Here is an 8,199-nt window from a genome sequence, read left to right on the forward strand (position 1 = left end):
TGACATAATCGCTGAGGGTGTGGATCCGCACCGCCGGCTTGCGGATCGCGAAGCACGGGCCCAACGCGACCGGCGGCAACAGGCCTTCGAACCGTTCTCCGCTGGCGCCGTCATCGCGAGCGGGCAGTTCGGCGCTGACCACCGGATTGCCGGGATGGATCTCGGCCCGGACATGGCTGGCGACGAGGCGGATGATCCGCTCCACCTCGGCCGGGGCAAGGCGCTCGCCGGTATCGACCCGCCCCTCCCCCGGCCGGTCAAGGCGTAGCGCGCCGTCGGGATTGACCATCACCTCGATCACCAGCGGGTCGGCCAGGGCGGCGGCGATCGCCGGCCCCATCGCGGTGCGCAGCATGGCGCGGCGGCGGTCGTGGGATTCCGGATTGGTCATAACGGGTCTCCCTCCTGATCGCCCGACAGGGTGCGGCGGCGGGCGGCGATCTGCCGGCCGACCTGATCGATGAATTTCTGGAAGCGCTCCTGGCCGACGGCGCGGGCGGCCTTGTCCGGCTCGGGCAATGGGGCGGAGACGGTCAGTTGGTAGCGGACGAACAGCGCCAAGCTTTCCAACAGCACTTGGCCGTCACGCTCGATGCGGTCGAGCTGATCGCTGATCCGGTGGAGGCGCAGGCCGAAACGCTCGTCGAGTTCCTGACTGCCCCGGCGATTGAGCCAGGCTGCCAATGCGTCGGCGAGAATGGTCGATTTCGACACCCCCGGTTTGGCGGCGAGCGTTTCCAGCCGGGCGCTGAGGTCCGGGTCGAGAAACAATTGATGGCGGATCCTGGTACGCTTCATCCTTGCCTCCCTCAGAAGCTCGGCAGCAGATCGTCGCCCGGCCTGGCGCCATCGCGGCCTTCGTTGATGGCGTGGGCACGGACCGCCGTGCCGAGGCCACGAAGCCGGTCCATCGCCCGCTGATCGGCCAGCAGATCGGATTCGTCGTCGATGGGATCGGGCTCGGGATCGGACCGCGCCGCCACCACGAAGCCCTCCTCGGGCAGACCGGGATGGCGTTGCTGCTGGACGCCGCCTTCATCCTCGAAACCGAGCGCGGACTCCTCGGCGGTAGCGAGGCGGACGTGCGGACCGCGCACCAATCCGCTCCAATCGTCGGGACGGGCTGCCGGGCGGTCGAGATAGAGGTGCTCGGCCAGCTCCGGCGCGGGCAGCACCCGCGCCGAGAAATTGCGGTCCTGGTAATAGCGCAGCTTCTTCGCCCGGATCGGGGCAAGGCCGGAGACCAGCACGAGTTCGTCGGCGGGCGGCAATTGCATCACCTCGCCCGGGGTCAGCAGCGGCCGCGCCGTCTCCTGGCGGCTGACCATGACGTGACTGAGCCACGGCGCCAGCCGGTGGCCGGCATAGTTGCGCTGGGCGCGCAGTTCGGTGGCGGTGCCGAGCGCGTCGGAAATCCGCTTGGCGGTGCGCTCGTCGTTGCTGGAGAAGGCGATCCGGACATGGCAATTATCGAGGATCGCGTTGTTCTCGCCGTAGGCCTTGGAGATCTGGTTGAGGCTCTGGGCGATCAGATAGGCGCGGATGCCGTAGCCGGCCATGAAGGCCAGCGCGGTCTCGAAGAAATCGAGCCGCCCCAACGCCGGGAACTCGTCGAGCATCATCAACAGGGCGTGCTTGCGCCGCTTGGCCGGATCACCCTCCAGCCGCTCGGTGAGGCGGCGGCCGATCTGATTGAGCACGAGGCGGACCAGCGGCTTGGTCCGCGAGATGTCCGAGGGCGCGATCACCAGATAGAGCGACACCGGACGCTCGGCGTCGACCAGATCGGCAATCCGCCAGTCGCAGGCGACGGTGGTCGCGGCGACCACCGGATCGCGGTAGAGGCCGAGAAACGACATCGCCGTCGACAGCACGCCGGAACGCTCGTTCTCGCTCTTGTTCAAGACCTCGCGCGCCGCCGAGGCGACCACCGGATGGACCTGGGGATGGTCGGGGGTGCCGAGATGGTTGGTCGCCATCATCCGGCTCAGGGTCTGAACGAAGCTGCGGCGGGGATCGGACAGGAAGGTGGCAACCCGGGCCAGGGTCTTCTCCTCCTCGGCATACAGCACATGGAGGATCGCGCCGACCAGCAGGGAATGGCTGGTCTTCTCCCAGTGGCTGCGCCGCTCCAGCGCGCCTTCGGGATCGACCAGGATGTCGTCGATGTTCTGGACGTCGCGGACCTCGTCGGGACCCTTGCGGACTTCCAGCAACGGGTTGTAACGGGCGGAGCGGGGATCGGTCGGATTGAACAGCAGGCAATGCGAGAACCGCCCCCGCCAGCCGGCGGTGAGCTGCCAGTTCTCGCCCTTAATGTCGTGGATCACCGCCGAGCCGGTCCAGGACAGCAGGGTCGGCACCACCAGCCCGACGCCCTTGCCCGACCGGGTCGGCGCAAAGGCCATCACATGCTCGGGCCCGTCATGGCGCAGATAACGGTTGCCCAGCCGGCCGAGAAACACCCCCGCCGAGCGGAACAGTCCGGCCCGCTCCACTTCCCGGGCGGTCGCCCAGCGCGACGAGCCGTAGGTGGTGACCAGCCGGCTTTGCCGCGCCCGCCACAGCGAACCGGCGATCGCGGCGGCGCAGCCCATGAAGCCGCTGGCCCCGGCCAACATCCCCACTTTGTCGAAGATGTGCGGCGCATAGGCCTCGTAGGCATACCACCAGGGGAACAGCTGCCAGGGGCGATAGACCGGGGTGCCGAACAGCACCAGCCAGGGCGGGCCGAGTTGGGGCTGATAGCCCAGCATCGCCGCCGCCCATTGGGTCGCCGACCACACCCCGAACAGGGTGATGGCGAAAACGACCAGGATCTGGCCGATCAGCAGCTTGGTGGGGGTCATCGCGGCCTGTCCCGAACCGGCCCGGCACGGTTGCCGGGCGCTCGGGACAAGGGTCAGGCAGAACCCCGAAATCGAAAATCGCCTTTAGCTACGATGATTTACGCTCAAGCCATTTTCTTGCCTCGGATCAGAAACAAACAAACCAAGCTGACGTTGGGACGACAGGAACCGTGCACCTCTCAATTCTTCGCAAAAACCCATCTTTTCTACGGAGACAAGCGGAGCATAATGCCAGGATGGATCCAGGGCGCGGCGCACAGCGCCAGCGCACAGACGATCACCGCCCCGGTCGGCAGATCCCACACCAGCGAGGCAAATCCGCCAAGCAGATAGCCGAGCGATCCGACCAGAACGCCGACACGCAGAGAATGCTGCCGGCCGCGACCGGCCAACGCGGGCAGGATCAGCGAGGCAAACACCAGATAGACCCCGACCAGTTGCACCGACACCGTCACCGCCGCTGCGAACAGGGGATAGAACAGGGCGCGGTGGTGGCGCAGATCGAACCGAGCCAGCCCGACCAGCAGCGGCAGGGTGGCCAGAGCGGCGAGACCAAGCTGCGCCGGACCGACCCACAGGATCTGACCGGCGAGCAGGTCCTTGAGATGTTCGGCGCCATGCGGATTGAAGCTGGTCAGCAGGATCTCCAGGCTGGCGGTGGCGACAAACACCACGCCGATCACCGCTTCCTGCACTGCAGCCAGTTTTCGCTCGGTCCAGTGCAGCAGCAAAGCCGCCGCCAGGGCCGCACCGAACGCCGACAGTTGCAAGGCCAGTCCATCAGTCTCCCAACCGAGCGCCTGCGCCAGCGCCCCCCCGAGCCCGGCGGTCTGGGCGATGGCGAGGTCGATGAAGACGATCCCGCGCTCCAGCACCAGCCGGCCGAGCGGGACATGGGTGGCGAGCACCAAGGCCCCGGCGCACAGCGCCGGGACCAGAATTACCAGGTCAGCGGCCGACGGCATCGCCCGCCCCCGCCGCCGCCGCCAACAGGCGGCGAATGGTATCGTCATAAAGGCCGATCAGATCACCTGCGTCAGCATCGCCGCCGACGGTGAACGGCAGCAGCACCGCCGCCGCCCCGGTCTTTCCGGCGACGAACTCCGACGGGCGCGGGTCCTGATAGGCGGCATAGAGAATCATCCGGACGCCGCCACTGCGAACGGCCTCGATCACCGACAGCAAGTGGGCGGTCGAGGGCGGCACGCCGGGCTTAGGCTCCAACGCCACCGCCTCGGTCATCCCCAACCAGTCGAGCAGATAAATCCAGCTCTTGTGCTGCACCGCCACCGCCTGTCCCCGCAGCGGTGCCGCCGCCCGCTCCCAGCCGGTGATCGCCTGGTCGAGCCGGGCACGGAACGCCGCCTCGCGGTCGCGGTACAGTCCGGCATGGGCCGGGTCAAGGCGGGCCAACCGCTCGGCCAAGGCGATCCCCACCGCGCGGATGTTGCGGGGGTCGGTCTGGATGTGCGGATTACCGGCGGCATGGACATCGCCATCGGCGCGGTCAAGCCGGGCCGGTATTTCCTTCAGGTGCACCGCATCGGCGGCGGCGAAAAAACCGGGCCCGCCGGGCTGGACCCGGGGATTGGCCCCCTGGCGCAGCAGCACCGGCAGCCAGCCGACCTCCAGCTCCGCCCCGGTGCAGACCACCAGATCGGCGTCGCGCAGCCGGGCGATCAGGGCCGGCCGGGCCTGGATCTGGTGCGGATCCTGCAGCGCGGTGGTGGCGGTGAACACCTCAACCGCCGGGCCACCAATCTCGCGCGCCAGCGCCCCCCATTCCGGCTCGCAGGCGAACACCGCCAGCGCCGCCGCCGGGGCGGTCCCGGCCAATAGCGCGGCAAGACCGGCCAGCAGGACGAACAGATACGATCGCATCGCGTGTTTCCTCAGAACGGGTGGGCGCCGTGGGCGCCGAGGCTGATGGTGTATTGGAGCAGCAGTTGCTGATCCTCGGTGGCGGCGGAATGATCGAGATTACCCTGCAGGCGGAACCGGCCGAATTCACTGGTCGAGTAATCCACCATCAGGCTTTCGCGCGAGGCGACGTGCCCCTGCGGATCAAGGCTGGTGTCGAGCCAGCCGAGCGAGGGCGTGTCGGCCCACACCCGGTCATAGCGTGCGCCGACCCGCCATTGCGGGATGAACTGCCACACCGCCTGGGCGTAATAGCCCTGCTGGGTGCCCGACCCGTCGAGGTCGTTGATCCGGCCTTTTTCGTCACGACGGAAATATTCGCCCTGAAGCTTGACATAACGATCGGCGTAATTGCCGTTGGGAGCCCATTTGTAGAGGGCGTCAAGGATCAGCAGCCGGTCGTTGCCGGTGAAGCTATCGTCGCCGCTTTCGCGATTCTTGGCCCCGCTCCACAGATGCGAGGCGCCCAGCCGCCACGAGCCGCCCTCGCCGGCGGCCCCGATGTCGTCGCCGACATGGACGAAGGCGGAATAAGCGCCCATACCCTTGTTGGCCGCTCCGTTAGCCGGATAGGCATCGCCCCGGAAGCCCTCGGCACCGAATTCCACGAAAAGCGGCAACGGCGCCAGCCAGCGGACCTGGGCACCGTCGTCCTGGTACTGGCCGTTCAGCATCGCGAGATAGGGCAAGGGCGCGTCGGCGAAGTCCCAGGTGTGGGAATGCTGTTCGTTGAGCGTGCCGATCCCCGACTTGAACCGCCCGCCCTTGAGGGTCACCCCGCCTGGCAGGCTGGTGGTCTGGAGAAAAGCCTCCTCGATCTCGACCTCATTCTCACGATTGATCGAGACGGTCAGCGCCCCATACAGTGCCTGATCGACGCTGGCCGAAAAATTGATCTCCGACTCGCCGAGCGCGAAGCCACGATCGATCGGCTTCGCCTCGTCGCCCAGCGCAAAGCCCGGAATGCGGTACTGGTCCGGATCGCGCCGCGCGACGCCGAGGGTGCCGTTCAGCACCACCCCGATCGCCGGATTGAAAGCGCCGGGCGTGTCGGCCGGCTTGGTCTCCGCGGCGGTCTCGGCCTGCTTCTTCGCCGCCTCGGCGGTGGCGGCGGCCTGGGTCGCGCCGGTTTCCGCCTGTTGCAGGCGCTGTTCGAGCCCCGAGATCCGGTTCTCGTAGTCCTGACGCATTTTTGCCAGTTCGTCGCGCATCGCCTGAAGCGCCGCGTCATCGGCCAAGGCGGCAGGGGCAGCGAACGCCGCCATTCCCGCGGCCAGCAGGACCGTAGGTCTGATCATGATGTAATCCTCGTCAATACAGTGTCCCTATCGGACTCGGCGCACCGCGCCAGAGCCGGTCAGAAAATCAAACACACCGTGTCGGGAGGCGCCCGAGACCATGGCAGGGCCAGCCGGCTCCACCTCCGGGGGAAACTAGTGGGACGGAGCGACGGGGGAAGAACCTCGAGCGAGGGAGGCGGAATCAGACACCCCTGGGGGAGCAGGTACCCAGTCAGTCCGTATAGCGTCTGGCAAAGCGGGCAAGCCTGCTCGTCGCTTGGCCAGGGCAGCCCTTCATCCTCCGCTGCCATAAGAACCGGGCCAGGAGGAAAAAAGGACGATCGGCTCCAACCCGAATGATGGTGGACTGCCAGCGCGAACTGACCAAGAACCAGCGACGCGACCAGGAGGGACACTCCCCACCATCGGATCAGCCCAACCGACGGGTACCTCCTGGGACAGCCGCCCCACGATCCTCTCGCCACACCAATCTCCCGGGTTCACGCCGGTTCCTCTACGAGGGGTAACCGGTGTTCCAATCTCTCCGGTGAGAGAATGCAATGTTATAACGTTGCGTTTTGTCGAACACAACCGGCCGATCTCTTGTTGTCACGACACGCTTGGCCCGCCGCGCTGGCGGCCGATGGTCCAGGAAATGTCGTCGCCGCGCAGGATGCCGGAGACCTGCTTGCCGAGATGGGGATCGAGCACCGGACGCCACGGCACCAGGGTGAACTCGCGGCTTTTCTCGATCAGCGCCGCCTTGCCGCCGGCGAGATCGACGGCGCGACGATAGACGCCCTCGACCGGTTGGCCGGATTTGGTCTCGACGAAGGCGAGACCAAGTTCGTCGGAAAGCTGCCCGGCGACGCGGAGCAGTTCGCGCCGGCGCAGCACCTCGAGCAGGTCGGCACGGAACAGGACGCGGTCCTGGTCTGGACGGACCAGCCCCTGCTCGACCAGAGCCTGCTGGCGCTTGGCCAGGGCGGCGCGCACCTCCCGGCCGAAGCCGCTATCGCGCAACGGCTCGGGCGTTGCGGCGACCAGTTCACGGTCGAGCCAGGTCGGGCCATCAGCGGCGATTTGACGGTCCAACGGCAGGGTTGACAGGGTGCGCACCACCACCGGGGCGTCCTAGGCCTGCCGCCGCTCGAACGCCGCCGCCCGGTCGAGATGATCGGGCGCGATGATCCAGGTGCCGTCTGCCTCGCGCGTCACTCCACCGGTCAGCCGTCGCATCGCCTCCAGCCGGCGGACATGGGTCTCGGCAAACGCCTCGCTGGCGGTCGGGTCATGACCCAGATGGATATCGATGCCGTATCGTCCTCCATGCGCCGCCGCGATGTCGGCGATGGTACGATCGGCGGGACGGGGCTCGATCGCTCTGGGATCGAGCCGCAGGATCGCGCCGTCGGGGATGGGAGCGATGGCATCGCCCTTGCCGATTTCGACGTAATGGGTGCGACCATCGACCGCATCGACGATCAGGTAATGGCGGTCGCCGAGCTCATCGGCCAGACCGCGCGCCACCAGTTGGCCGACGATCGGCCGCGTCGGTGGTGCCGCCGGATCGTGCGGGACGAGATCGGCCCCGGAGCGAGTCAGACCCTTGGCCATCATCTCGCGGCTCATCGTCTTGAGGATGTCGCCGCGCTCGCCCATCCGGCGCAGGGTGGTCTCGAGGTCATCGGCCAGCCGCCATCGCCCCGGCGCGACCTCCTCGGCCAGGCCGAGCCGCTTCAGCTTTTGCAAACGACCGGCGCGCAGGCTCTGCTGGAAGACATCCTGGTCGGTGGAGCAGACCAGCCGCTCGGCATCGACCTCGCGCAGCAGGCGGCGATCGATAGAGGTCAGACGCTCCTGCTCGATGTCTTGCCGCAGCCGGTTCTCGATCTCCAGATCGGTACGGGGACCAAGATCGAGGGTCACCAGATCGGTGGCCCGCTCGCGCAGGCCGGTGGTGATGTACTCCCGGGCGATCACCAGATCCTGGTCCCGGTCGTCGCGTCCCTGGACGATGATATGGCTGTGGGGATGGCCGGTGTTGTAGTGGTCGACCGCGACCCAATCGAGCCGGGTGCCGAGATCCTGCTCCATCTGCGCCATTAACCGCCGGGTCAGCGGCTTCAGATCGTCGTACTGGTCGCCAT

At 67.3% G+C, this 8,199-nt stretch carries 6 protein-coding genes and 1 pseudogene; all 7 read right to left on the bottom strand.

Annotated elements, in window-relative coordinates:
• Positions 1–391, bottom strand: a 391-nt coding sequence (locus ACFSNB_RS18175) for a P-loop NTPase family protein (protein WP_465264578.1), incomplete at its 3' end; no start/stop codon positions are given.
• Entirely contained in the window at positions 388–798 is a 411-nt protein-coding gene (locus tag ACFSNB_RS18180; protein WP_377319165.1) for a CopG family transcriptional regulator, read from the bottom strand. The genes ACFSNB_RS18180 and ACFSNB_RS18175, both read right to left, overlap by 4 nt.
• 11 nt (positions 799–809) lie before the next feature.
• A complete protein-coding gene (locus ACFSNB_RS18185; protein ID WP_377319167.1) occupies positions 810–2,849 on the bottom strand; it encodes a conjugal transfer protein TraG in 2,040 nt (679 codons plus the stop codon).
• A 206-nt stretch (positions 2,850–3,055) separates the two neighbouring features.
• Positions 3,056–3,814, bottom strand: coding sequence for a metal ABC transporter permease (locus ACFSNB_RS18190; RefSeq protein WP_377319169.1), 759 nt, complete (start codon positions 3,812–3,814; stop codon positions 3,056–3,058).
• Positions 3,798–4,730: a metal ABC transporter substrate-binding protein gene (locus ACFSNB_RS18195; protein WP_377319171.1), complete on the bottom strand. Its 933-nt coding sequence runs from the start codon at positions 4,728–4,730 to the stop codon at positions 3,798–3,800. Before ACFSNB_RS18195 ends, ACFSNB_RS18190 begins: the two co-directional genes overlap by 17 nt.
• Before the next feature lie 11 nt (positions 4,731–4,741).
• On the bottom strand, positions 4,742–6,067 hold the full coding sequence (locus ACFSNB_RS18200) for a hypothetical protein (protein ID WP_377319173.1): 1,326 nt from the start codon (positions 6,065–6,067) through the stop codon (positions 4,742–4,744).
• A 591-nt stretch (positions 6,068–6,658) separates the two neighbouring features.
• Positions 6,659–8,155 (bottom strand): annotated as a pseudogene (locus tag ACFSNB_RS18205) (DUF3363 domain-containing protein).
• Between the last annotated feature and the right edge of the window lie 44 nt (positions 8,156–8,199).

Origin of the sequence: Phaeospirillum tilakii, from assembly GCF_042683125.1 — a bacterium.
GTDB lineage: Bacteria > Pseudomonadota > Alphaproteobacteria > Rhodospirillales > Magnetospirillaceae > Phaeospirillum > Phaeospirillum tilakii.